At 75.6% G+C, this 20749-nt stretch carries 22 protein-coding genes and 1 riboswitch; of the genes, 9 read left to right on the top strand and 13 right to left on the bottom strand.

Going from position 1 to position 20749, the window contains the following annotated elements; translation table 11 throughout:
* The first annotated feature begins 99 nt into the window (after positions 1-99).
* A complete protein-coding gene (locus ACFSHS_RS20845; protein WP_376880370.1) occupies positions 100-798 on the top strand; it encodes a hemerythrin domain-containing protein in 699 nt (232 codons plus the stop codon).
* Here ACFSHS_RS20845 and ACFSHS_RS20850 read toward each other — a convergent pair.
* Positions 795-4034, bottom strand: coding sequence for a BTAD domain-containing putative transcriptional regulator (locus ACFSHS_RS20850; protein ID WP_376880373.1), 3240 nt, complete (start codon positions 4032-4034; stop codon positions 795-797). The genes ACFSHS_RS20845 and ACFSHS_RS20850 overlap by 4 nt on opposite strands.
* A 90-nt stretch (positions 4035-4124) precedes the next feature.
* Positions 4125-4634, bottom strand: a complete 510-nt coding sequence (locus ACFSHS_RS20855) for a C40 family peptidase (protein WP_376880376.1) — start codon at positions 4632-4634, stop codon at positions 4125-4127.
* 32 nt (positions 4635-4666) lie between these two features.
* A riboswitch (cyclic di-AMP (ydaO/yuaA leader) is annotated at positions 4667-4756 on the bottom strand.
* A 429-nt stretch (positions 4757-5185) separates the two neighbouring features.
* On the opposite strand from ACFSHS_RS20855, the gene ACFSHS_RS20860 reads away from it, so the two are divergent.
* From ACFSHS_RS20860 to ACFSHS_RS20870, 3 genes are all read left to right on the top strand, one after another.
* Positions 5186-5404 carry a hypothetical protein gene (locus ACFSHS_RS20860; protein ID WP_376880379.1) on the top strand — a complete coding sequence of 73 codons (219 nt, stop codon included), beginning with the start codon at positions 5186-5188 and terminating at the stop codon, positions 5402-5404.
* A 141-nt stretch (positions 5405-5545) separates the two neighbouring features.
* The gene (locus tag ACFSHS_RS20865) at positions 5546-6244 is read left to right on the top strand and encodes a maleylpyruvate isomerase family mycothiol-dependent enzyme (protein WP_376880381.1); all 699 of its coding nucleotides are present in this window, start codon (positions 5546-5548) and stop codon (positions 6242-6244) included.
* A gap of 109 nt (positions 6245-6353) precedes the next feature.
* A complete protein-coding gene (locus ACFSHS_RS20870) occupies positions 6354-7424 on the top strand; it encodes a hypothetical protein (protein ID WP_376880384.1) in 1071 nt (356 codons plus the stop codon).
* 50 nt (positions 7425-7474) lie between these two features.
* Here the strand turns inward: ACFSHS_RS20870 and ilvA are convergent, their stop codons facing one another.
* Positions 7475-8767: a threonine ammonia-lyase IlvA gene (gene ilvA, locus ACFSHS_RS20875; protein WP_376880386.1), complete on the bottom strand. Its 1293-nt coding sequence runs from the start codon at positions 8765-8767 to the stop codon at positions 7475-7477.
* A gap of 100 nt (positions 8768-8867) precedes the next feature.
* Here ilvA and ACFSHS_RS20880 point away from each other — a divergent pair, with 100 nt between their 5' ends.
* The 3 genes from ACFSHS_RS20880 to ACFSHS_RS20890 are packed head-to-tail and all read left to right on the top strand — an operon-like array spanning position 8868 to position 10092.
* On the top strand, positions 8868-9407 hold the full coding sequence (locus ACFSHS_RS20880; protein ID WP_376880389.1) for a flavodoxin family protein: 540 nt from the start codon (positions 8868-8870) through the stop codon (positions 9405-9407).
* Positions 9408-9460: 53 nt separating this feature from the next.
* On the top strand, positions 9461-9697 hold the full coding sequence (locus ACFSHS_RS20885) for a FitA-like ribbon-helix-helix domain-containing protein (RefSeq protein ID WP_376880390.1): 237 nt from the start codon (positions 9461-9463) through the stop codon (positions 9695-9697).
* Positions 9694-10092 (top strand): type II toxin-antitoxin system VapC family toxin, encoded by a 399-nt coding sequence (locus tag ACFSHS_RS20890; RefSeq protein WP_376880392.1) that lies wholly within the window; start codon positions 9694-9696, stop codon positions 10090-10092. The genes ACFSHS_RS20885 and ACFSHS_RS20890 overlap by 4 nt, the downstream gene beginning before the upstream one ends.
* A 39-nt stretch (positions 10093-10131) precedes the next feature.
* Here the strand turns inward: ACFSHS_RS20890 and ACFSHS_RS20895 are convergent, their stop codons facing one another.
* Positions 10132-10560 (bottom strand): ATP-binding protein, encoded by a 429-nt coding sequence (locus ACFSHS_RS20895; protein WP_376880395.1) that lies wholly within the window; start codon positions 10558-10560, stop codon positions 10132-10134.
* Between the two features lie 73 nt (positions 10561-10633).
* Between ACFSHS_RS20895 and ACFSHS_RS20900 the strand changes: the two genes are divergently transcribed.
* Together ACFSHS_RS20900 and ACFSHS_RS20905 are read left to right on the top strand one after the other, a co-directional pair.
* Positions 10634-10996: an STAS domain-containing protein gene (locus ACFSHS_RS20900; RefSeq protein ID WP_376880397.1), complete on the top strand. Its 363-nt coding sequence runs from the start codon at positions 10634-10636 to the stop codon at positions 10994-10996.
* 10 nt (positions 10997-11006) lie between these two features.
* Positions 11007-13217, top strand: a complete 2211-nt coding sequence (locus ACFSHS_RS20905) for a SpoIIE family protein phosphatase (RefSeq protein ID WP_376880400.1) — start codon at positions 11007-11009, stop codon at positions 13215-13217.
* A gap of 7 nt (positions 13218-13224) precedes the next feature.
* Here the strand turns inward: ACFSHS_RS20905 and ACFSHS_RS20910 are convergent, their stop codons facing one another.
* The 9 genes from ACFSHS_RS20910 to ACFSHS_RS20950 form a co-directional block, all read right to left on the bottom strand.
* The gene (locus tag ACFSHS_RS20910) at positions 13225-14925 is read right to left on the bottom strand and encodes a PHA/PHB synthase family protein (protein WP_376880402.1); all 1701 of its coding nucleotides are present in this window, start codon (positions 14923-14925) and stop codon (positions 13225-13227) included.
* A gap of 180 nt (positions 14926-15105) precedes the next feature.
* Positions 15106-15513 (bottom strand): nuclear transport factor 2 family protein, encoded by a 408-nt coding sequence (locus ACFSHS_RS20915; protein WP_376880405.1) that lies wholly within the window; start codon positions 15511-15513, stop codon positions 15106-15108.
* Positions 15510-16301, bottom strand: coding sequence for a hypothetical protein (locus tag ACFSHS_RS20920; protein ID WP_376880407.1), 792 nt, complete (start codon positions 16299-16301; stop codon positions 15510-15512). The genes ACFSHS_RS20915 and ACFSHS_RS20920 overlap by 4 nt, the downstream gene beginning before the upstream one ends.
* A complete protein-coding gene (locus tag ACFSHS_RS20925) occupies positions 16298-17131 on the bottom strand; it encodes a hypothetical protein (RefSeq protein ID WP_376880410.1) in 834 nt (277 codons plus the stop codon). The genes ACFSHS_RS20920 and ACFSHS_RS20925 overlap by 4 nt, the downstream gene beginning before the upstream one ends.
* The gene (locus ACFSHS_RS20930; protein ID WP_376880412.1) at positions 17113-17919 is read right to left on the bottom strand and encodes a hypothetical protein; all 807 of its coding nucleotides are present in this window, start codon (positions 17917-17919) and stop codon (positions 17113-17115) included. The genes ACFSHS_RS20925 and ACFSHS_RS20930 overlap by 19 nt, the downstream gene beginning before the upstream one ends.
* Complete coding sequence (locus ACFSHS_RS20935; RefSeq protein ID WP_376880414.1) at positions 17916-18794, bottom strand: ABC transporter ATP-binding protein; 879 nt, start codon at positions 18792-18794, stop codon at positions 17916-17918. Before ACFSHS_RS20935 ends, ACFSHS_RS20930 begins: the two co-directional genes overlap by 4 nt.
* The gene (locus ACFSHS_RS20940; RefSeq protein ID WP_376880417.1) at positions 18791-19636 is read right to left on the bottom strand and encodes a cupin domain-containing protein; all 846 of its coding nucleotides are present in this window, start codon (positions 19634-19636) and stop codon (positions 18791-18793) included. The genes ACFSHS_RS20935 and ACFSHS_RS20940 overlap by 4 nt, the downstream gene beginning before the upstream one ends.
* Positions 19633-20181, bottom strand: coding sequence for an RNA polymerase sigma factor (locus ACFSHS_RS20945; protein WP_376880419.1), 549 nt, complete (start codon positions 20179-20181; stop codon positions 19633-19635). The genes ACFSHS_RS20940 and ACFSHS_RS20945 overlap by 4 nt, the downstream gene beginning before the upstream one ends.
* Before the next feature lie 10 nt (positions 20182-20191).
* Positions 20192-20704, bottom strand: a complete 513-nt coding sequence (locus ACFSHS_RS20950) for a hypothetical protein (protein ID WP_376880422.1) — start codon at positions 20702-20704, stop codon at positions 20192-20194.
* Positions 20705-20749: the final 45 nt, after the last annotated feature.

Consider the following 20749-nt stretch of genomic DNA (forward strand, 5'->3'; position numbering starts at 1 on the left):
TGTCGTCGACTTGTCGGCCGGGCATGACCGGCGACAACTCGGCGGAAAGACGGGCCGCGCACCGTCCCCGGCGTCAGCACGCCGTCCGGGAGGAACCCGATGAGCACCGTCACCCCGCGCACCGAGGGCGACCCGCGCCCCGACACCCTCGGCATGCGCCTCGCCCACCGCGCCATGCTGCGCGACGCCCGCCGCCTCACCGCGCTCGCCGAGGCCCTGGCCGCCGGAACCGCGACCGCCGACCCCGCCCGCGGCACCGCGATCGGCCGGTACGTCGCCGACTTCTGCGACTCGATCCACTCCCACCACTCCGCGGAGGACGACGTCCTGTGGCCGGTGCTCGCCGCCTCCGCCGGAACCCACGTCGACCTCGCCGAGCTCAGCGACGACCACGCCGCGCTCGACCCGCTGCTGGCCCGGCTCCGCGCCGCCGCTCGCGCCTTCGCCGCCCGCCCCGCGTCTGAGGACGCCGCCACCGCCCTGGCCGTCGAGCTGGCCGAGCTCCGCGACGTCCTCGACGAGCACATCGCCGACGAGGAGGCCACCGTCCTCCCGGCCGTCGAGGAGTACGTGTCGGTCGGCGACTGGACCGCCGTCGAGGCGCGGATCCGCACGCGCGCGAGGCTGTCGTTCGAGGCGCCCCGCGTCGCCGCCGTCACCACGCCGGACGAGTACCGGAGGATCGCCGCCGAGGGCGGGCTCGCGCTGCGGCTGCTGCTCGCCGTCCTCGTGCCGCCGTTCCGCCGGCGGGAGCGCCGGGTCTTCGGTGCCTGGGTCTCTTCGGTGCCTGAGTCCTAGAGGCCGACGGCGGCCAGCTGCTCGGCCAGCCGGCGGCGCACGGCCGCCGCACCCGCACGGTGCTCCGCGGCGGCGGGGCCGTCTCCCAGCAGGTCCGCGACGGCGGCGAGCGCGTCGTCGACCGGGCCGACGACGAGGGTGCCGGAGTCGAGCCCGGCGATCCGCCCGGCCCAGGGGAGCAGCTGGGCCCGCGCCTCCGTCGCCGCCGGGACGTCCCCCAGCCGGGCGGCCGCGTGCGCCCGCAGTGTCGTGGTGGTCAGCCAGTAGTAGTCGCGGGCGATGGGCCGGCGGGTCGCCCACGCGGCCCGCGCGTCGGACGTCCGGCCGGCGTCCAGGAAGGTCAGGACGACGGCGTCCCCCAGGGCTCCTGGCATCGCGCGGTGCAGCCACTCGAAGTCACCCACCACCGACGTCAGGTCACCGCGTGCGAAGCCGGCGACGAAGCGGCCGATCACCGCCAGCAGGCCGCCGTTCATCTGCCCGGTCTCGACCAGCCGCGCCGCGATCTCCTCGTAGCGCGCCCGGCCCTCGTCGTACCGCCCGGCCAGCACCAGCAGCGCCCCGTAGTGGATGCCCAGGGCGCCGAGCACGTGCCCGAGCTGCCCGCTGCCCGACAGCGCCACGGCCCGGTCGCCGTGCCCGCGGGCCCCCGCGAGGTCGGTGCGTGCCGACGCGGCGAGGAACAGCAGCCAGTGCGCGACCGCCTGGTAGTCCGTCGCGCCCGCCGCCGTTGCCACCGCGAGCAGCTCCTCGGCCAGCTCCTCCCGCCGGTCGGCGAGGTCGGGACCGAGTGCGGCGTACGCACGCACGTTGAGCGCCGCGCAGAGCAGCCGCAGGTCTCCCGGCACCCGTCGCGCCAGCTCCAGCGCCTGTGCGCTCGCGCGCTCGGTGCGCGCGTCGTCCACGCCCTCGACCTCGCGGAACAGCGCCACCCACAACCGGCCACGGACGTCGTCGGGCAGGTCCTCCCCGGCCGGGGTCTCCAGCAGCGCGAGCAGCGGATCGAGCAGCTCCGGATCCTGGGCGCCGTCGTCGCGGACGGTCCAGACCAGGGGAGCGTCCCACTCGGCCAGCGCGGCGACGTGCAGATCGCGGCGGCCCAGCCGGGCGGCCGCGCGCACGGCCAGCCGCTGCTGCTCCCGTGCCACGACGGCGTTGCCGGCGCGCGCGTGCGCGGAGATGGACGGGAGCAGGAGCGCGAGCAGCGCCGCGTCGCCGCCGGAGCGCGGCCCGGCCAGCTCGTGCATCCGCAGCGCGGTGGCCCACTGGCGGGCGGCGTCGGCGTGCGCGCCGAGCTGCTCGGCCTCCCGCGCGGCGGCCACCACGTGCGGAACGGCGTCGGCGGCGGTCGCCGGTCCCGCCGCGGCCACCGCGTGGTGCGCCAGCGTGGTGGCGTCGGCCCCCTGGGTCGCCAGAACCTTCAGTGCGGCCGCGTGCACGCGCGCCCGGCGCATCAGCGGCAGGTCCTCGTACAGGGTGTCGCGCACGAGCGCGTGGCTGAACCGCACCCGTCCCGGCGCCGGCTCGTCCAGGAGGCCGGCCAGGACCGCGGTCTCCAACGCGTCCAGCAGCTCGTCGGGATCCCGGCCGGCGACCGCGGCGAGCAGGTCGACGTCGACGTCCCGGCCCAGCACGGCGGCCTGCCGGAGCGCGGTGACCGCGGGTCCGGGCAGCCGGTCGACCCGGCGCCGCAGGACCTCCCGGACACCGGCCGGCACGCTGGTCCGCGCGGCGGCCGTGCCCTCGGACACGATCAGCCGGGTCAGCTCCCGCACGAACAGGGGATTGCCGCCGGTCCGCTCGCGCAGCAGCGCGACGACTTCGTGCGAGACGTCGGCGAGCCCGTGGTCCCGAGCCAGGGCGGCCACCCCTGCCTCGTCGAGCCCGTCCAGCAACAGGTGCGCCGCGCTGGCCGCGGTCAGCGCGGCCCGGGCGGCCCGCAGCGCGTCACCGTCCTCGGTGGTCCGGAAGGGAGCGAGCACCAGCAGGGGCTCGCCGGCCAGCTCGCCGACCACCTGGCGCAGCAGCTGCAGGGTCAGCTCGTCCGCCCGGTGGACGTCGTCCAGCACCACGAGCAGCGGGTGCTCGCGCGCCGCCCTCGTCAGCCGGTCGGCCACCGCGCGGGCCAGCCAGAAGGCGCTGTCGGCGTCCGGGAGACCCGCGTCGCCCAGGGCGCGGACCACCTCGGTCCACGGCCAGGCCGGGGGAGCGCCCTCCACCTCGGGACAGCGGCCCCAGGCCGCCCGCCAGCCCTGCTGCCGGAGCGCCGCGGCCGCGGCCTCGACGAGCGTGGTCTTGCCCGCGCCGGCCTCGCCGCCGATCCAGACCACCCGCGCTCCGCGCCGCGCCTCGCCGGCGGCGGCGAGCAGCTGGTCGAGCTGGGCGGTCCGGCCGACGGAGGCGGCCGGCGCGAGGGGAGGAGCGGCGGGCGCCGGGGCGGCGGGCGCGGACGCCGGCCCGGCGTCGAGGGACGGGTCGTGGTCGAGCACCGCTGCCTCGAGCTCGCGCAGCTCGCGGCCCGGGTCGACCCCCAGCTCCTCGGCCAGGTGCTCGCGGGCCCGCCGGAGCACGCCGAGCGCGTCGCCCTGCCGGCCGCTCCGGTACAGCGCGAGCACCAGCAGGCGCACCGACCGCTCCCGGGCAGGGTGGTCGTGCAGGAGGCGCTCCAGCTCGGGGACGACGGCGACCGCACGACCGAGCTCGAGGTCGGCGTCCGCCCGGCTCTCCCGCGCGACCAGCCGCAGCTCCTCCAGCCGGGCGACTTCCGGGGCGGCCCACGACGTGTCGGCGACCTCGGCGTAGGCGGGCCCCGACCAGCAGGCCAGGGCGTCGTCCAGCAGGCGGCGACGGACGGCCGCCGGTTCCCCCTGGGCGCGGGCGAGGAGGTCCTCGAACCGCCAGGCGTCCACCGCCTCCCGGGGGAGCTGCAGGGCGTAGCCCGGCGGGCGGCTGACCAGCGTCGCGGCCGCGGTGCGCGTGCGGCGGCCGGGTTCGAGGGCGCGGCGCAGGTGCGACACGTGCACCTGCAGGGACGCGAGTGCCTTGGGCGGCGGCTCGCCCTCCCACAGGTCCTCGATGATCCGGTCGGTCGAGACGACGTGGCCACCGGCCACGGCGAGCCGGGCGAGGACCGAGCGCTGCCGTGGCCCACCCAGCGCGGCGGCGGCACCGCCGACGGTCACCCGCAACGGCCCCAGGACCGACACCTCGACCGGCGGGACGTCAGGGGCAGCCATGGCGCGCGAAACCTAACCCACACCCCGGGGCCGGCGGGAGCACATCCGGGTGGGCGGGTGCCCCGGCCGGGCGGCCGGGGCACCCGTGCGTCAGGCGACCCTGCGGGCCGAGACCGCGCCCGGCATGTTCGCCAGGTCCACGACCTTGACGACGTCGCCGGACGTCGGCGCGTGCACCATCTGCCCGTTCCCGATGTACATCCCGACGTGGCTGACCGGGCTGTAGAAGAACACCAGGTCACCCGGCTGCAGCGCGTCCAGCGACACCGGCGTGCCCAGCTCCGACTGCATGCGCGACGAGTGCGGCAGCTCCACGCCGGCCGCCGCGTAGGCGTACTGCGTCAGCCCCGAGCAGTCGAACGAGTCGGGGCCGCTCCCGCCCCAGACGTAGGGGTCGCCCTGCTGGGCCAGCGCCGTGTCGACGGCGACCTGCGCGGCGGGGGTCGCCGCGGCGACCGGTGCCGCCGCGACCGTGGCGGTGGTGGGAGCGCCCGAGGAGGCCTGGGCCGGCAGGGGGCTGAGCGCGACCCCCGCACCGGCGACGAGCACGACGGCGGCGCGGCGGAGCGAGCGGGACATGGGCATGGCTGTAGTCGTCATCGACGACGTTCTCCTGTTCTCCTGTGCCGCCTACCGAGTTAGCTGTCGGGTTCGGGCGGGGAACTCGCCCGGCGCGGCCGATCGGCGCGCGCTTCACCCCGGTACTTCGGTGGGTCCCCGGTCCGGCGCCCGCTGCTGCGGGAGGCCGGTTCGGCGGCGTCCGGCGGGAGTCACGAGGTGCGTGACGAGGGGGGCCCGCTCGGACGGCGAAGACGCTAGGGCGCGGCGCGGAGGTCCGCAGAGGCGCGCGAACGGGTCGGCGGAGCCCCGCTGCCGACGCGGGGAGAGCACCTTCCCGCGGCGCCGCCTCCCTGACCTGGTCCGATCCCGGTGCGCCCCGGAGCAGGGCGGGCTGTTACGCGCGGTAACGGTTGCCGTACGTAATCGGTGCCCGAGCGGCGCGGCGGAACGGTGGGTGACCGACGCCGCCAGGCAGCGCCGCCGGCACTCCCGACGGACACGCCCGGGACGCGTCGTCCCGGGTTGCGCCGGCGCCCTCGCGGCTATCACCGGGGAGCCAGTGCGCGACTCCGACGAACGGGAGTGGAGCGATGACCGAGACCGGACGTCCCTACGGCGGCGTCAACGACCCGGGCCAGGACGAGGGCCTGCCCGGGGAGCGGCCCGAGAAGGGACAGGTGACGGCGGACGACGACCAGTCGCCGCGGGCGGCGCAGGGCGGCATGTCCGGCGACGTCACCCATGTCCCGGACGGCGGCGCCGACAGCAAGGCCGCCGGCGGACCGGACCCGACCGGCCCCACGGGCTGACCCGCACCGCCCCGGAAGCTATGGCGATGACCGGGGTTCGAGGTGCTGCGACACGGGTGCGGCTCACTCGGGTCCCGTGCGGCTCGTGACCCCGTCCCGCGGGCGATCGCTCGGTGCACGACCGGGCTAGATTCGGCGACCGTGACGACGACCCCCGCTTCCGAGCAGGCGCTCCGCTGGTGGACCGAGGGGGAGCGCGTCGTGTCGCGCCTCGTCCACGAGTTCAGCGACGAGGAGCTGTCCGCGGAGTCGCACCTGCCCGGGTGGTCGCGCGCCCACGTCGTCGCGCACCTGGCCCGCAACGCCGACGCGCTGGTCAACCTGCTCACCTGGGCCCGCACCGGCGTCGAGACGCCGATGTACCCCTCCCGTGCGGCCCGCGACGCCGGCATCGAGGCGACCGCCGCGCTGCCCCCGGCCGAGCTGCGCCGCGACCACGCCGCGGCCCGCGAACGGCTCGCGCAGGCCGTCGAGGTCATGCCCGCAGGCGCCTGGACGGCAGAGGTGCGCAACGGCCAGGGCGTGACCGTGCCGGCGTCCGCGGTGCCGTGGATGCGGGCCAAGGAGGTGTGGGTGCACGGCGTCGACCTGCGCGGCGGACTCTCCTTCGCCGACGTTCCGGCCGAGTTCTGCGCAGCGCTCGTCGACGACGTCCTCGGGCTGTTCGCCGCCCGCGAGCAGGCGCCGGACGTCACGGTCGTCGCGACCGACGCCGGCCGGACGTGGGGGAGCGGCGGCCGGACGGTCGAGGGTCCGGTGGCCGCGGTCGCCGCCTGGCTGACCCGCTCCGACGCCTCCGGGCTCAGCGGCGAGGTCCCGCCGCCGCCCGCCTGGCTCTAGGTCGCCGCTGGAAGCAGCCCTCGAGGGACGTCGCTCGGTCGCGGATGCCTGACGCCGCGCGACCGGGGTACGACCGGTGCTGCGCCGAGGAGGCGAGGCGGGGAGCGCGATGGCACCGCGTCGTGTGCGACTGGTCCGGCTGGCTCTGCTGGCCGTCGTCGGGGTCACCGTCCTGCTGGTGGCCGTCCTCTCGCTGCTCCGGCCCGCGGTCGCGACGGGCCTTCTCGCAGGAGTCGCCGCTGTGGCCCTGTTCGAGGCCGGCGTCGGGAGGTGGCGGCGTGGTCCGCGGGACGACGACCGACCTCAGCGCTCCCTCCGCGGCGCGAAGCGCGTGCTCGCCGTCGCGGCTGCCGCCATCACGGCCGCGATCTCCGCCACGCAGCTGTTGAGGGATCGCGACGCTTCCCCGGGCATCGTCCCGTCGCCACCACAGGTCACCGTGCCGTACGAGGCGACGGCCCGACTCGCTCCGAGGGGCTGGGAGGTGCGCGAGGAGATCCGCGTGGACGATGCGGCGATCCAGGGACTGCACGACCACGGCGGGCTGTCGGGCGCGGACGTGGTCGAGCTGCTGCACCGCCTGCCACTGGGAACCGGGTGGCAGCTCGAGCGGATGGTCGACGGCACGCCGGTCTTCGTCCGGGGCACCGTGGTGACAGTGGAGGAACGTCGCCTCGGGGTCACGCGGGCCGTGTTCGAGGTCCCGCAGGTGCCGGTGCTCGGCGTGGAGCTGGTCCCACGCTCCGAGTCGTCGGCGATCCTGCTGGCGCCCCGTGCAGCGGTGGCGGCCACGACGCCGCCGGCGGACGAGGAGATCCTCACCGCGGACGAAGGCGGCATCGCCCGCTCGGTCGTGCCGGTCGACGACTCGACGGACGAGGTCACCGTCGCGCTGCTGGGCACCTGGCTGCGCAGCCCGTTCGGCGAGAGGCTCTACGACCTTTCCACCTGGCCGTTGCTGCCCTACGTCGTCGGTGTCATCGCGCTCGCGGTGGCCGCGCGGCTCCGGAGATGGATATTGGCGCGGTTCGTCGCCGTGAGTGGCCGACTGAGAAGGAGCAGAGGGAGCGGCGACGAGGCCCGGGCTCGCGCACCGGTGGACGCACGACGCATCCCCCGACCACGGCCAGGTCGGTCCCGTGTCGCCGGCGCACGACGACGTCAGGACCGGGGTCGTTGATCGGCCGCCGAGCCCTGGCCGCCGACCGCGACGGCGCGTGTGCTGCTTCCTCAGACCAGGAACCGGTACGCGGTCGTACCCGGGGCGACGTGCTGGATGCGCAGGGGACTCGCCTCGATCCTCGAGAGCAGCCCGGCGAGCCCCTCCGCCGAGCCCAGCTCGATGCCGGTCAGCGCGGCGCCGGTCTCGCGGTTGTCCCGCTTCACGTACTCGAACAGCACGATGTCGTCGTCGGGCCCCAGCACCTCGTCGAGGAAGCGGCGCAGCGCCCCGGGCTCCTGCGGGAACTCGACCAGGAAGTAGTGCTTGAGCCCCCGGTGCACCAGCGACCGCTCGACCACCTCGGCGTAACGCATGACGTCGTTGTTGCCACCCGACAGCACGCCCACGACGGTCTGGCCGGGCTCGACCCGCACCACCTCGCCGCTGAGCGCCGCCGACGCCAGCGCGCCCGCGGGTTCGGCGATGACCCCCTCGACCTGGTACAGGTCGAGCATCTCCGTGCAGATCTGCCCCTCCGGCACGGCGAGCAGCTCGGCGCCGCAGTCGCGCACCAGCGGATAGGTGACCGCCCCGGCCCGGCGGACGGCGGCGCCGTCGACGAACGTGTCGATCTCGGGCAGCTCGACCGGCTGCCCGGCGGCGAGGGCGGCGGCCATGCTCGCCGCGCCCGCCGGCTCCACGCCGACCAGCCGGGTGCCGGGGGAGTGGATGCGCAGCCAGGTGCCGCAGCCGGCCAGCAGCCCGCCGCCACCGACCGGCAAGACGACGACGTCGGGCGCCGACCCCAGCTGCTCGAGGATCTCCACGGCGACCGTCGCCTGCCCGGTCACGGTCGACAGCGCGTCGAAAGCCGGCACGAGGGTGGCGCCGGTCGTCGCCGCGCGCACCGACGCCGCGGCGGCCGCCTCGTCGTAGGAGTCGCCGGTGACGACCAGCTCGACCATGTCGCCGCCGAGCGCGGCGATCCGCTCCCGCTTCTGCCGCGGCGTCGTCCCCGGCACGAACACGTGCCCGCGCACCTGCAGCGCGCGGCAGGCGTAGGCCACGCCCTGCCCGTGGTTGCCGGCGCTCGCGCAGACGACGCCGGCGCTGCGCGCGGCGTCGTCCAGCCGGCTGATCGTGTTGTAGGCGCCCCGGATCTTGTACGAGCGGCCGACCTGCAAGTCCTCCCGCTTGAGCCGGACGTCGGCGCCGGTGAGCGCGGACAGCCGCGCGTTGCGCTGCAGCGGCGTGCGCTCCGCCACCCCGGCGAGCCGGTGCGCGGCCTCGCGGACGCCGGCTGGAAAGGCGTCCGTGCTGGGTGCGGTGCTCGGAGCGGTGGCGGGGACCGGAGTGCTCACGGTGACAATCCTGGGCCACGACGCGAGGCGCCCCACGGCGGGGAGTCCGGCTCTACCGTCGGCGCCCTCGGGAGTCCGGCGACGAGGCGGTGAGCGACCCATGACCCGAGCCCTGGTCGTGTACGAGTCGGTGTTCGGCGACGCCAGGCAGATCGCGCTGGCCATCGCCGAGGGGCTGGCGACCCGGCTGCCCGTCGACGTGGTCTCGGCGCGGGAGGCGCCGGCGCAGGTGCCGGCCGACGTGCGGATGCTCGTCGTCGGCGGCCCCAACCACGCCTTCGGCATGCCCCGGCCGGCCACCCGGGAGGGCGCGGTCAGGGACCACGGCGCCCGGATCCCCGACACCCGGTCGGGACTGCACGAGTGGCTCGACCGCGCCCAGGTCCCGCGCGCGCTCAACGCGGCCGCCTTCGACACCCGCATGGACCGGCCGACGCTCATCACGAAGCTCGACCACGCCGCGAGGACCGAGGAGAAGCTCCTCCGCGGTCTCGGTGCCGACCTCGCCGCCCCCGCCGAGCACTTCTTCGTCAGCGGCACGAAGGGTCCGCTCGTCGACGGCGAGGAGGACCGCGCCCGCCGGTGGGGTCGAGCGCTCGGCGAGCTCGTCGCGGCTCGCCCGGCCAACGCCCACGGCTGAACCTGCTTCCCGGGTGCCATGCATCGTGCAGGCAGCGCTGCTAGAACGCATGCGTGCCCGTGTCCATGACGATCCGCGATGTGCCGGACGAGACCCGTGACGTGCTTGCGGCGCGAGCCGCCCGCGGCGGTCAGTCGTTGCAGGAGTACGTACGCGCGCAGCTGAAGGAACTGGCGGAGCGGCCGGAGCCGGAGAAGCTCTGGGACCGCGTTCGCCATCGTCTGCGCACTACGCACACGCACGTGTCCACCGAGTTCATACTCGACGCGAAGGACCGCGACCGCGCATGACGGTCGTGATCGACTCTTCCGCGGTCGTCGCGGCGCTGGTCAGCGAGCGATCCGACGGGGAATGGTCGTGCGATGCCATGCGGGGGCAGACCTTGATGGCGCCGGCCCACATCCACGTCGAGGTGTCCAACGTTCTCCGGCGGAGTGTCCTTGCCGGACATCTCGCGCGCGACGTGGCTGCGCTCATCCATGACGAGCTCGTGCAGATGCGCATCCGGACCGTCGCCTTCGAGACGCTGGCCGGCCGGGCGTGGGCCCTGCATCCGGACGTGACGGCGTACGACGCGGCGTACGTGGCCCTCGCCGAGGAACTGGCCGCACCCCTGGTGACGCTCGACCGCCGGCTGGCGAAGGCCGACGGGCCGACCTGCTCGTTCCTGCTGCCCCCCGAGTGAGCCGCCGCGCGCACCAGCGCGGTCGGCGGCCGCGCGCGATCAGGTCGGCAGCAGGCGCAGCCGCGGTGAGGTGACCAGCTGCTTCTCCAGGACGACGCCGTGCCGGCCGTCCTCGGTCTCCCGGAAGTCGAGGCGGTCGACCAGCGCCCGCATGAGGACCAGGCCCCGGCCGCCGTCCAGCGGTGACGCGGGCCGCTCGGCCGCGACCGCCGCCGGGTCCAAGCCGCCTCCGTCGTCGAGCACGGTGATCCGGCAGACGTGGTCGTCGATGGTGACGTCGACCTGGTACTCGGCGTGCTCCGCGGCGTGCCGGACGACGTTCGCGCACGCCTCGGTGAGCGCGAGCAGGACCTCGTCGATCCAGTCGCCCGCTACGCCGAGGTACTGGAGGGCCTGCCGGACCAGACCACGGGCCAGGGGGACGCTCTGGGCGTCCACCGGCAGCCGGACGCTGAAGGCGATGTCCACGGCGGCTCATCCCCTCGCAGATCGGTGCCGTTACCCTCGCGGAGCAGGATGCCGCCGACGAGGGAGCCGTCTCGTGCTGTTCGACGTGGAGCGCACGACCGTCGCCGGGCGTCCGGCCCTCACCGTACGGGGCGAACTCGACATCGCGTCCGCCCCCGATCTCGCCGTCGCCGTGGAGACCGTGCTCGCCGCCGGACCCGCCGCCCTCGTCGTCGACCTCACCCCCACCGTGTTCATGGACTCCTCGGGCGCCCGCGAGCTGGTGCGCACCGCGCGGAAGGTCGCGGCCGCCGGCGTTCCGCTGCACGTGGTGGCTCCCGAGGCCAACCGGGCCGTGCGGCTGCCCATCGACCTGCTGGAGCTCGGCTCGGTCGTGCCGCTCGTCGGGTCCGTTTCCGACATCCCCTCCGGCCTCGAGCGGGAAGCACGCCCGTGACCTCGCGAGGGTGAGCGCCACCGAGCCCGCCGCCTCGATCGAGCAGGCCCTGCTCCGCTGCGCCGACGAGCCGATCGCGATCCCCGGGGCCGTCCAGCCGCACGGTGTCCTGCTCGCCGTCACCGAGCACGACCTCGCCGTCGTCGTGGCCTCCGCCAACGCCGCCGAGCTGTTCGGGCGGCCGGTCGCCGGCGCCTCCCTCGACGCGCTGCTCGGGGCCGCCGACACCGCCCGCCTGCGCGCCGGCCTGACCGGCGACCTCGCCGAGGTCAACCCGCTGCGCGTGCGGATGGCCGGCGCCGAGGTCGACGTCGTCCTGCACCGGGCCGACGGGCTGCTGGTCACCGAGTGGGAGCCCGTTCCCGGGGCCGAGCAGGCGGGTGCGGCCTGGCACCGGCGCCTGCCGACCGTCCTCCAGCGACTGTCGTCGTCGGCGACGCTCGACGAGCTCACCGACGTGCTGGCCTGCGACGTCCGGGCGCTGCTCGGCTTCGACCGCGTCATGGTCTACCGCTTCGACCCCGAGTGGAACGGCGAGGTGATCGCCGAGGACCGGCGTCCCGACCTCGAGCCCTTCCTCGGCCTGCGGTACCCGGCCGCCGACATCCCGGCCCAGGCGCGGGCGCTGTACGCGACGAACTGGATGCGGCTCATCCCCGACGCGGCCTACCGCCCGGTGCCGCTGGACCCGCCGACCACCCCGTCCACCGGCCGGCCGCTGGACCTCTCCGGCGCGATGCTGCGCAGCGTCTCACCGGTGCACCTGGAGTACCTGGCCAACATGGGCGTGGTCGCCTCGATGTCGATCTCGCTCATCGACCGTGGCCGGCTGTGGGGACTCGTCGCCTGCCACCACTACGCCGGTCCGCACCGCCCCTCCTACGCCGATCGCATCGCGGCGGAGTTCCTCGGCCGGACGGCGTCCCTGCTGCTGCACACCAAGGTGTCGGCGGGAGAGCAGGGCGACGTCGTCGCGGTCGCCGAGCGGCAGGCGCAGCTGGCCGCGGTCGTCGGACGGCGCCCGCGGGGGCTCGGTGCGGCGTTGACCGACGGCGAGGTGACCGCGCTGGACCTCCTGCCCGCGTCGGGCGCGGCCGTGCGCATCAACGGACGGCTGCACCTGCTCGGGACGACGCCGCCGGCCGACCGGATCGTCCCGCTGGTGGGCGCCCTGCTGGCGTCGGGCACCACCGCCACCGACGCGGTCAGCCGCGTCGTCCCCGGGGCGGCGGACCTGGCGGGCGTCGCCAGCGGCGTGCTGGCCGTCGAGGTCGGCGGGGGCACCGGGGACTTCGTCGCCTGGTTCCGCCCCGAGGTGCTGCGGGAGGTCACCTGGGGCGGCAACCCGTACCAGTCGAAGGTGGCGGAGACGGACTCCGGCCCGCGGCTGAGCCCGCGGTCGTCCTTCGCCAGCTGGAGCGAGACGGTCCGCGAGACGGCGCAGCCCTGGCGGGAGCACGAGGTCGCGGCGGCCCGGGCGCTGGCGGGCCACCTGACCGCCGCCGCGCTGAGCGCCGCGCAGGAGGACAACCGGCTCGCCACCACCCTCCAGCGCACCCTGCTGCTCGACGAGCTGCCGAAGGTGCCGGGGGTGGAGCTCGCCGCGCGGTACCGTCCCAGCGCCGAGGACGTCGTCGGTGGCGACTGGTACGACATCGTCCCGCTGCCCGGCGGGCGGGTGTCGGTCGTCGTCGGCGACGTCGCCGGCCACGGCCTCGCGGCGGCCGCCGTCACCGCGCAGCTGCGGCACGCGCTGCGGGCCCACCTGCTGCGCGCCGACGGCCCGGCCGCAGCGCTCGACGGCCTCAACGAGGTGGTGGCCGCGCTGCTGCCCGGAGAGCTCGCCACGGCCGTCGTCGCCGAGGTCGACCCGGGCACCGGCGCGGTCGTCGTCGCGAACGCCGGCCACCTGCCGGTGCTGCACGCCTCGTCGACCGCGACCGGCTACCTGACCGCGGGCCGGGGCCCGGCGCTGGGTGTGCTCGAGACCGCCCGGTACCCGGAGACCCGCGTCCGCCTGTCCGGCGCGGACCGGCTGCTGCTCTACAGCGACGGGCTGGTCGAGCGCCGGGGTCAGGACCTGGCCGCCGCCCTGGACGGCCTGCGCGACCTCGTGGCGACCGGTCCGGCCGACCCGTCCCGGCTGCTCGACGCCGTGCTGGCGGCCTTCGACCCGCCCGGGTCGGACGACGTGACGCTGGTCGGCATCGCCCGCACCTGAGCAGCCGTCAGGCGGGCACCTCGTCGCGCACGTAGCAGCCGGGCGCCGCCTCGCGCGGCGGGTGAGCGGCGCTGCCGAGGGCCGCCGGGGCGTCGACCAGGTCGCCGGAGCGCTCCACCGTCCACGGCGCCCACGACTCCCACCAGCTGCCCGAGTGCCGCTCGGCGGTGGCCCGCCAGTCCTCGGGGTCCGGTCCGGCCTCGCCGCCGGTGAAGTAGGACGCCTTCGGGTTGCCCGGCGGGTTCACCAGGCTCTGGATGTGCCCGCTGGAACTGAGCACGAAGGTGCTCGGCCCCGACAGCAGCTGCGTGGTCCGGTAGCAGCCGGTCCACGGCGTCAGGTGGTCGGTGAGCGCGCCCGTGACGTAGGTCGGCACCGTGATGCTCGCCAGGTCGACGGGTGTCCCGAGCACGGTCATCGCACCGGGCCGGACCAGCGCGTTGTCGCGGAAGATCTGCAGGAACTGGTCGTGCAGCGCCGCCGGCAGGTTGGTGCCGTCGGCGTTCCACGCGAGGATGTCGAACGCCGGCGGGGCCTCGCCCATCAGCCACTGGTTCACGACGTAGTTGAAGACCAGGTCGTCCGGGCGCATCCAGGAGAAGACCGAGCCCATCGCGCGGGCCGTGATCACGCCCCGCGCGCGGGAGGACAGCCGGGCGAGGTCCAGCAGCCGTCGGCCGGAGAAGGCGCCGAGGGGCGCCGGCGAGTCGAAGTCCAGCAGGGTGACGGCGTACGCCGCGCTGTGCACGCTCCGGTCCCCGATGGCCGCCAGGTGGTTGAGCAGCGTCGTCTGGATGATGCCGCCGGCGCAGAAGCCGAGGGTGTTGACGTCGGGAGACCCCGTGACCTCCCGTGCCACACCCACCGCCCGGCGCACCCGCTCGGCGTAGGTGTCGAGGTCCCAGCTCGCCTGCTTCCGCGTCGGGTTCCGCCAGCTGATCATGAAGACCTGCAGCCCCTGGGAGACCGCGTGCTCGACGAAGCTGCGGCCCGGCCGGAGGTCCAGGAAGTAGAAGCGGCCGATCGGCGGCGGCACGATGACCAGGGGCCGCTCCCGCACCCGCGCCGTCGCCGGCGAGTACTGGATGAGCTCGATGACGTCGTCGCGGTAGACCACCGACCCCTTGGTGGTCCCCAGGTCGCGGCCCACCGCGAAGGCCGAGCGGTCGGTCTGCGCGGGCATGCCGCCGTTGTGCCGCAGGTCCTCGAGCACGCGCCCCATGCCCCGCAGCACGCTGAGGCCGCCCGTCTCGATGGCGCGCTTGAGGGCAGCCGGGTTGCCCGGCAGCGTGTTCGTGGGGGCCATCCCGCTGGTCAGCGCCCGCACGGCGAACCGCGCCCGCTCCACGTCCCGCCAGTCCGCGCCGGCGGACTCGTACCGGTCGACCAGCCGGTCCAGCGTCGAGCCCCACGCCAGGTAGGCCTGCCCGATCCGCCGGTAGGCCGGGTTCGAGGTCCACGCCGGGTCGGCGAAGCGCGCGTCCTTCGGCGCCGGCGCGATGTGGTCGGTGCCGCGGACGATCGAGCCGAGGTCCCGGCCGAGGCGGAGGGCCTCCTCGGCGACCGCGCGGGTACCGGCGACCACGCGGGTACCGGCGATCCCGCTGCCCGCCTCGCCCACTCCGCCGCGCTCCGTGGGCGCCGGGTCGTCGGACGGGGGCGGGATGTCGGTGGGCGGTACGTCGGGCGACGTCAGCAGGGCGGTCACGCAACCTCCAAGGTCGGGTCGCGTTCCGACGCTAGGAGGGCTCTCCGCCCGTGCCCAGGGCTTTCGGCCCTGTTCATCCTGCCGACCTCGTCACAACCGGCGGGTAACCTGCCGGCGCCCATGACCGACGACGGGCGTGCGCGGGGTGGCCGGGCGACGGGCGGGCCCGACCCGCCCCGGTCAGCCGCCGGTCCCGGACAGCTGCCGCACGGCCTCGTCGATGGGCGCGCTGTGCTGCTCGACCGGCTCCACGTACAGCCGGGCCCAGGCGATCAGCCCGTCGTCGCGCACGCCCATCACGGTGACGCCCTTCATGAGGAACGGGGTCCCGTCCCGGTGCGCGCCGCGCCAGACCCATTCCGTCCACGACGTCGTGCCCTCGGTCGTCTCCTTGACGATCCCCGCCCGGAGGTCGGGCACGCCGGCGAACATCTGCGTCCAGTTGGCGGCGACCTGCGCCTTGCCGCTGAAGCCGCGGGCGGGGTGCAGCGGCTGCTCGCTGCGGTAGTCCGGAGCGAACAACGCCGCCATGGCCTCCGGGTCGTGCCGGTTGATCGCGTCCCGCAGGCGGGCGATGGTCCGGTTCATGGTCGGCCTCTGCGTCGATGAAGATATCGCCGATCAGGATGCCCGTCGATCAGGTCCGGGGACAGACACGCCTGCGTCGTGCCGCCGACACCCCCGTGCCGGGCGGCCCCGCTGCCCGCGGTGACCCGCACCGGCGCGGTCCGTGCCGGGTCACGGTTGCACCAGAGCAGCAGGAGTACGGCGGTCACGAGCACGAGCGTCCACCGCTGGTGCGCCGCCGCCCACATCGGGCCGGGGCCGACCAGCAGCGCCCACCGCTCGGGCAGCCGGACGATCACCAGCACGAGCCCCGAGGTGACCGGGGCGGCGAGAACGCCCGGCTCGCGGGTGTCGGTCCACCGCGCGATGCCCGCGGCCGCGGCGAGGGCGAGGGCGAGCATCGCCGTGAACTCGATGCTGAGGCCCGCGATCGGCAGGGACCCGGCCCTCGTGTCCACCCAGACGACCGCGAGGACCCACGGGACGCCGGCCAGCGCCGCCGCCACCACCAGGCGCGAGGACCGACGCCAGGCAAGGCTGGTCGGTGACGACGCGAGCGTGTCCGCCGCCGCGTCGTCCAGCAGGAACGCCGCCCCCAGCCCGAGCAGGACCGCCACGCCGCGCAGGACCAGCGTCCCCGTCCCCGGCTCGGCGAGGTCGTCGGCCTTCCATCCCACGAGCAGGGCGGCCAGCGCGGCGGCACCGAGCGACGGCTGCCACCGGACCGCGCGCAGGTACGGCCGGACCAGCAGGGGCAGCTGACGGATCCGGGCACCGGCCACGGCGACCTGCGGTACGGGGGCGTTCATGGCAGCTGCGCCGCTCCCGCCACCACGGCCACGAGGAAGGAGGCCACGCCCGCGACGAACGGCACGGCCGGCCGGCGTGCGTCCCGCAGCACGGCTCCGGCGGCGGCCATGCCGCAGAGGGCCGCCAGGTACACCGCGTGCCACGCCGGCGAGCCCGCGGTGTGCCCGCCCCAGGACCCGTCCGGCACGAAGACGCTGAACGTCGCGTAGGGCGACAGCAGGGCGTAGCGCCCGGACCAGCCCTCGTTGAGCGCCAAGGTCGTCGCGACGACGGCAACCATCACCAGCACCGGCGCGGTCGGGAACGGCAGCCACCGCGCGACCAGGACGCCGAGCAGCGCACCGCCCACGACGGTGAGCGGCCCGGCGGCGAGCTCGCCGGCCGACGGCCACACCGGCAGGTCCAGCCGCCCGGCCGCGTACCACGCCGAGATCAGGCCCATCAGGGCAACGCTGAGCAGGGCGGGTCCGAAGGCGGCCAGGCACAGTCCGGCGGTGCGGGCCACCGCCGGCGCCGGCATCGACGTGTGCTCGTCCTGGCAGCCGTCGCGGCGCGGGCGGGAGGCAGCCAGGTGGGCGGCGAAGTACGTGAAGACACCGATGAAGAACGTGGGACCGGTGAGGAGCCCGTCGTAGCCGCTGCCCGGCCCCTGCCCGGAGGCGACGGTCACCATCGCGCAGTACAGGCCGGCGCCGGCGAGCACGAGCGGGCCGGTCGCGATGCGGCGGGCCTCCCCGACGGCGATCCGGAGGGCGACGGCCGCCACCGGCGCCGACGGCACGGTGGCCCCCGGGGTGGAGGCGGTGGTCGTCACGGCAGCTGCGCCCATCCGGCGAGCACCGTGCACGCGGTTACGACGACACCGACCAGGAATAGCCGCCGCTTGCGGCGGACGTCGACCAGCAGCGCGCCGATGGCCGCCATGGCGCAGAGGCCGGCGAGGTACCCCACGTGCCAGGCGCGCGAGCCGTCGATGACACCGGCCCACTCGGTCGGCGTCGCGCCCCAACGGGGGAACTCCACGTAGGCGCCGAGCAACTGAGCCCGCTCGGCCACCCGCAGGTGGAAGGCCACCAGCCCGACCATGACCAGGGCTGCCGCCCCGGGCCAGGGTGCCCAGCGGGCCACCATCACCCCGAGCAGACCGCCGCCGAGCACGACGAGCGCCCCGCTGGAGACCTCGAGCACCGACGGAGCCCGTACGAGCGAGTCCGCGGCGGCGTACCAGGCCCACAGGACCAGGGCGAAGACCAGGCTGACCGCGGCCGGACCGGCACAGGCCAGCAGGAGCGCACCGGTGCGCCGGTCGCGAGCGGCCGGCAGCGAGGACAGCCACTCCTCCGCACCGTGCCGCCGATCGCGGGAGGCGAGCAGGTTGGCGGCGAAGAAGGTGAACGGCCCGAGCAGGAAGCTCAGCCCGCCCGTGGTCATGAGGTAGGCGTCCCGGGGGCCGGCGCCTCCGTCGATGCCGAACACGACCACCATGAACGCCAGGCAGCCGAGCAGGACCGGGTGCAGGAGCAGCCGGCGCAACTCGCCACGCCCGAGGACGGCCCAGACCGGCCGAGGTCCCCTCCGGACCGCCGTCCTCCCCATCGTGTCCGCCGGGGCGCTCACGCCGGCACCGCCACGGATTCGTCGCCGAGCAGGAGCAGGTAGGCGTCCTCCACCGTCGGCGGGACGAGCTGGGCTCCCGGCGGGGGAACCTCGCCGATGTTGCGGTGCTGCCCGGTCCCGGTGCGCCAGGCGAGGTGCGCGTCGGGGGAGCGGGCGTCGTCCAGCCACACGCGGCCGGCGGCCGTGGCCACGAGCTCGGCGGGCGTGCCGCTGAACAGGGTGCGCCCTGCCCGGACGACGACGATCGCGTTGCACAGCGCGGCGACGTCCTCGGTCTGGTGCGTCGACAGGATCACGCACCGGCCCTCGGCCGCCCGCGAGATCAGCTCGCGGAACCGGAGCCGCTGCTCCGGGTCCAGGCCCACCGTCGGCTCGTCGAGGACCAGCAGCTCGGGATCGCCCAGCAGCGCCTGGGCCAGGCCCACGCGGCGGCGCATGCCGCCGGAGAGGGCCCGGATCCGCTTGCCGCTGACCGACTCCAGGCCCACCTCGGCGAGCACCCGGCGGACCTCGTCGTGCCGCTCCCGCCGGTCGGTCATCTCCTTGAGGATCGCCACGTAGTCGACGAACTCGAATGCGGTGAAGCCGCGGTGGAACCCCGGCTCCTGCGGCAGGTAGCCCAGCCGCCGGCGTATCTCCAGGCGCTCCTCGGAGTCGGCGGGGTCACGGCCGAGCAGCCGGAGGCGGCCCTGGTCGGGCCCGAGGACGGTGGCCAGCATCCGGAGCAGGGTGGTCTTGCCCGCACCGTTGGGGCCGAGCAGGCCCGTCACCCCCGTGCTCGCGGTGAAGGAGACGCCGGCCAATGCCCGGGTGCGGCCGAAGGACTTCGTGACCTCGTCGACGACGACGGCGGCGGGGCCGGGGATCGGGTTCACGAGCGCTCCTGCGGGTCTGCGGCGGTACGGCCGCGGTGGACGAGGACGAGGACGGACAGGACCAGGAGGGTGGTGCAGGCCAGCTGCGCGTTCCCTCCGAAGGCGGCGTACGCACTCCCGGTGGACCGTGCGGCGGTGAGGACGGCCAGCAGCCAGGCGGCCACGACGACGCCGGCGGCGACGGCCGGCTGGACCCGCGTCGACGCCGCGAGCGTGGTCGCGGTCAGGGCCAGCGAGGGCAGCAGCCAGGCCGCCGCCAGCCAGCCGTCGACCGGGAGGAGGACGGCCCCCGTCCCGATCAGCAGCAGGCTGGAGGCAAGCACGGCGCTCGACCGCAGCAGCAGCAACCGGAACGTCGAGTACGGCGCGGCAGCGCCGACGTCGTACGTCGGGTCGACCCCCCGGCCGTAGGCGGCCGCGACCCCCGCGACGGGCAGGACGGGGGCCAGGGCGAGGAAGAGCAGGAGCCCCTTGTCGCCGGCGTCGGAGGCGAGCACGGCGAACAGCAGCGCCAGTCCGAGCGAACCGAGCCAGGAGACGGTGAGGGACGGGGCCGCGGCGATCAGTCGGGCGGTGGCCTCGTGCACTCCCAGCCGCACCAGCAGCCGCTCGACGGGGGTGGGGCGCGGGGCGTCGATCCGGTCCACCACCTCGACCCAGAGGGCGCTCAGGCGGGCCGGGTCGACCGCCGGCACCAGCGCGGCCCGGCAGCTCGCGCACCCGAGCACGTGGGTCTCGACGGAGACCGCGGCGCTGCCCCCGAGGGTTCCGCTCGCGTACCGGCCGAGCAGCGCCGGGTCGACGTGCCAGGCCCCCATCGCGTCGTGGGCGGACGTGCTCATGCCAGCGCCTCCCTCAGCTGCGCCTTCGCGCGCATCATGCGGGTCTTCACGGTGCCGCTGGGGATCCCCAGCAGGCGTGCGGCCTCGCGGGTGGTGAGGCCGTCGAGCACGGTCGCCTGGACGACCGCGCGCAGCTCGGGGGACAGCCGGTCCAGGGCGCCGCCGAGATCCCCGTACTGCACCGCGAGCAGCACCCGCTCCTCGGCCGACTCCTGCAGCTGCGTCTCGTCCTGGTGCCACTCGTCCCAGGCCGTCATCGGTGCGGGTCGGCGCCGGAGGGCGTCGAGCAGGCGGCGGATGCCGATGCCCCAGATCCACGCGGCGACCTCGCCTCGGCCGTCCCAGCGGCCCGCGCCGCGCCAGACGGCGACGAAGGTGTCCTGCACCACCTCGTCCACCAGGCTGCGGTCGGCGCAGCGCCGGGTCAGGCGGAGCACGAGCCAGGGGGCGTGCCGGGCGTAGAGCTCGGCCAGGGCCGACCGGTCACCGCCGGCGAGGGCGGTGACCAGGTCGGCGTCCTGGAGAGCGCTCGGGTCGGACGGCACGGCGGGGACCTCAGAAGGCCACGGGCAGGCAGGCCACCCGCTTGCCGTTGCGGCTGGGGTCGTGGAACGTGAGCGAGTTCGCCTCGCCCTCCCGGAAGTGCCAGTCGACGGCGGCCTTGGCGAAACCGGTACCGGCCCGGGTGGTCGTGAACCCCAGCCAGAGCTCGTTGACGTCGTCGACAGGGCCACCGACCTGGTCCTGGTAGTGGCCTTGCGAGGCCGCCGGGTCGCTGCCGCACCCGCCGGTGTGTGCGTGCACCATGAACTCCGTGCTCGCCGGGAAGCCGCGCACGTGCAGGGTCGCGATCGTGCCTCGGCTGGGGATCTCGACGGCGTGGACGGCGGCGGTCGCGCCGGAGGGGACGACGCCGTCGTAGGTCCAGGCCGGCCCGGAGGGGGAGAAGGAGCCCTTGGCCCGGACCACCTCTCCCGCGGCTGCCTGCGGGCTGCCGAGGGCGACGAGCAGGGCAGCGGCGCCCAGCGCGACGGCGGTCCGGGTGGTGCGGGACTGGCGGCGGTCCATGGTGTGTGTCTCCTCCGAGGCATGGTGGTCGGTCACCATCCCTGT

Origin of the sequence: Blastococcus deserti (assembly GCF_042682525.1) — a bacterium.
In the GTDB taxonomy this organism is placed as follows: Bacteria; Actinomycetota; Actinomycetes; order Mycobacteriales; family Geodermatophilaceae; genus Blastococcus_B; species Blastococcus_B deserti.

What these genes read in the sequence shown, in the direction of transcription:
- ACFSHS_RS20845 (WP_376880370.1), top strand. Translation starts at nt 100, where the DNA reads ATGAGCACCGTCACCCCGCGCACCGAGGGCGACCCGCGCCCCGACACC.
- ACFSHS_RS20850 (WP_376880373.1), bottom strand. Translation starts at nt 4,034, where the DNA reads ATGGCTGCCCCTGACGTCCCGCCGGTCGAGGTGTCGGTCCTGGGGCCG.
- ACFSHS_RS20855 (WP_376880376.1), bottom strand. Translation starts at nt 4,634, where the DNA reads ATGACGACTACAGCCATGCCCATGTCCCGCTCGCTCCGCCGCGCCGCC.
- ACFSHS_RS20860 (WP_376880379.1), top strand. Translation starts at nt 5,186, where the DNA reads ATGACCGAGACCGGACGTCCCTACGGCGGCGTCAACGACCCGGGCCAG.
- ACFSHS_RS20870 (WP_376880384.1), top strand. Translation starts at nt 6,354, where the DNA reads ATGGCACCGCGTCGTGTGCGACTGGTCCGGCTGGCTCTGCTGGCCGTC.
- ACFSHS_RS20880 (WP_376880389.1), top strand. Translation starts at nt 8,868, where the DNA reads ATGACCCGAGCCCTGGTCGTGTACGAGTCGGTGTTCGGCGACGCCAGG.
- ACFSHS_RS20890 (WP_376880392.1), top strand. Translation starts at nt 9,694, where the DNA reads ATGACGGTCGTGATCGACTCTTCCGCGGTCGTCGCGGCGCTGGTCAGC.
- ACFSHS_RS20915 (WP_376880405.1), bottom strand. Translation starts at nt 15,513, where the DNA reads ATGAACCGGACCATCGCCCGCCTGCGGGACGCGATCAACCGGCACGAC.
- ACFSHS_RS20920 (WP_376880407.1), bottom strand. Translation starts at nt 16,301, where the DNA reads ATGAACGCCCCCGTACCGCAGGTCGCCGTGGCCGGTGCCCGGATCCGT.
- ACFSHS_RS20925 (WP_376880410.1), bottom strand. Translation starts at nt 17,131, where the DNA reads ATGGGCGCAGCTGCCGTGACGACCACCGCCTCCACCCCGGGGGCCACC.
- ACFSHS_RS20940 (WP_376880417.1), bottom strand. Translation starts at nt 19,636, where the DNA reads ATGAGCACGTCCGCCCACGACGCGATGGGGGCCTGGCACGTCGACCCG.
- ACFSHS_RS20950 (WP_376880422.1), bottom strand. Translation starts at nt 20,704, where the DNA reads ATGGACCGCCGCCAGTCCCGCACCACCCGGACCGCCGTCGCGCTGGGC.